The sequence below is a fragment of the Protofrankia sp. CiP1_Cm_nod3 genome, from assembly GCF_982290655.1.
Genome location: NZ_CEVIVD010000015.1, coordinates 37,156 through 39,868, shown reverse-complemented (window position 1 = coordinate 39,868; position 2,713 = coordinate 37,156). Strand labels below are relative to the sequence as shown.

The following is a 2,713-nucleotide window of genomic DNA, read 5'->3' as shown; positions in this document are numbered from 1 at the left end:
GCCGCCGTTGACAGCGGCGCAGACGTCGAGGAGACGGGCGGCTCCGGCCCCGCGGCGGGCTTCGCCGCCGATGCCGTGGAGGTCTTCCACCCGTTCTGGGCGCACGACCGCGCCGAGGAGAAGCGCGCGTTCGAGCGGTTCGTCGACTGGGCGCTGCAACGGCTCACCGATCATCCCCGGGCGCACATATATCACTACGCACCGTATGAACCGAACGCGCTCAAGCGGCTCGCGGCCAGGCACGGCACCCGCGAACGGCAGGTGGACGCCCTGCTCGCCGGGCACCGGCTGGTGGACCTGTACACGGTCGTCCGGCGCAGCCTGAAGATCTCCCAGCGCTCGTACTCGATCAAGTATCTGGAGCCGCTGTACCTGCCGGGGGCGCGCGGCGCCGGGGTCAAGACCGCCGTCGACAGCATCGTCGCCTACGAGAACGTCCTGGCGCACCGCGCGGCCGGCGAGCGGGCGGCCGCCGAGCACGTCCTCCACGAGATCGCCGAGTACAACCGGGTCGACTGCGTGTCCACCCATCGCCTGCACCGCTGGCTGCTCGGCCTGCGCGCGGCCGAGGGGATCACGCCCGCGCCGGCGGCGGACGCCGAGGAGGCCGCCGCCGACACGACGCCGGATCCCACCGACGCGACCGTTGACGCGCTGCTCGCCGGCCTGCCCGAGGACCCGGCGGCCTGGAGCGACGACGAGCGGGCCCGGGCGCTGCTGGGGGCCGCCGTCGGCTACCACCGGCGGGAGAACAAGCCCGCCTGGTGGGAGTTCTTCGCCTGGCTCAGCGCCGACCGGGCCGCGCTGGAAGCCGACGACGGCTGCGCCGTCCCGCTGGAATGGGCCGTTGTCGAGGGCTGGAGCACCCCCACCGGACGGCAGAAGAAGGCCCGGCGCGGACTGCTCGCCTCGCTCGACCCCGACCGCACCCATCCGTTCGCCACCGGTGAGCGAGTCCGGCTGCTCTATCCGGACGCCGTCGGTAACGGTGCTGTCAGCCAAGCCGGTAACGGCGCCGCCGGCGGCCGCACCCGGGACGCCGAGATCGAACGCGGCGAGCCCGACCGGCTGCTCGTCCGAGAGACCGCGGCGCCGGAGGACAACGACGCCGAACCGCCACTGGCGGTGCTGCCCGGCCCGCCGGTGCGCCCGGAACCCAAACCGGCGGCGATCGCCGAACTCGCGCGGACGGTGGCCGCCGCCCTGCCTCCCCCGAGCCTGGTGCCCGCCCCGCGGCGGGCCGGGCCGGAGCTGCCGGGCGGAGCGGCCATGGACCTGCTGCGCCGGCGCCCGCCGCGGCTGGCCGGCCGGCCCGCCAGGCGTGCCGGGCGTGCCGGGCTGCCGGATCCGGCCGAGCACGGCGGGGATCTGATCGCTACCGTGCTCGCCGCCGTCGACGCCCTGGACAACTCCTACCTCGCGGTCCAGGGGCCGCCCGGCGCCGGCAAGACCTATCTGGCCGGCAGGCTGATCCGCCATCTGGTCGGGACGGGACGCACCGTCGGGGTGTGCTCGACCAGCCACAAGGCGATCGAGAACACCATGCTCGCCGCGATCGGCCCCACCGCCGCAGCAACCGTGAGTGATCAGGCGTCCACGGACGGTGCGACACCCGCCGGGCGGGGCATCGCCGCGGCGAAGAAGCTGCGCTCCGGCCGGAAGCCCGACCCGGACACGCCGTGGGACACCCCGCGCGACATCCGGGCGCTGGCATCCTGGCGCGCCGCGCACCCGGACGGGCACCTCGTCGGCGACACCGCCTGGGCGTTCGCCAACCCTGCGCTGCGCGCGGAGCCGTTCGACGTAATGATCATCGATGAGGCGGGCCAGTTCGCGCTCGCCGACACCCTGGCCGTGGCCGGCGCCGCGCGCAGCCTCGTGCTGCTCGGCGACCCGCAGCAGCTCCCGCAGGTCGTCGCGGGCATCCACCCGGACGGCGCGGACGCCTCCGCCCTGTCCCACCTGCTCGGCCAGGAGGAGATCATCCCGGCCGAGTTCGGCTACTTCCTGGACCTGACCCGGCGGATGCACCCGCGGGTGTGCGCACCGGTGTCGGCGCTGGCCTACCAGGGACGCCTGCACGCGCACCCGGTCGCCGCCGGCCGCCGCGTCGACGGTGTGGCAGCCGGCCTGTACCTGCACGACGTGGTCCACCATGGCAGCACCACCCGGTCCGACCCGGAGGTGGACGCCGTCCGTGACCTGCTCACGGGCATCCTCGGCCGGCGCTTCGTCGACGGGGAGACCGAGCGCGTCCTGCGCGCCGACGACGTGCTGGTGGTGGCGCCCTACAACCGGCAGGTACGCGCGATCGAGCACGCGCTGGGCAGGGCCGGCATCCACGGGGTCCGGGTCGCCACGGTGGACCGCTTCCAGGGGCAGGAAGCACCGGTGGCGATCATGTCGCTGACGACGTCCAGCGCGGCGGAGGCCCCGCGCGGGCTGGAGTTCCTGCTCTCGCGCAACCGGATGAACGTCGCGCTGTCCCGGGCGCAGGTGCTCGCCGTCCTGGTGATGTCACCGGCGCTGCTGGACGCCGCTCCCCGGACAGTGGACGAGCTGCGCCTGCTCGCGGGCCTGGTCCGGCTGCGGACTGACGCCCGGACCGGCCTCACCGACCAGGTGTCCGTACCGGCCGGCTGACCAGCCTGCCGGGCCTGCCGGGCCTGCTGTGTCCGCTGTGTCCGCCGTGTCCGCCGTGTCCGCCGTGTCC

General features: G+C 74.8%; 1 protein-coding gene. It reads left to right on the top strand.

Features of this window, described 5'->3' with window-relative positions:
- A partial coding sequence (locus tag AC5LUJ_RS05415) for a TM0106 family RecB-like putative nuclease (protein WP_493464563.1) occupies positions 1 to 2,643 on the top strand: 2,643 nt, incomplete at its 5' end.
- Between the last annotated feature and the right edge of the window lie 70 nt (positions 2,644 to 2,713).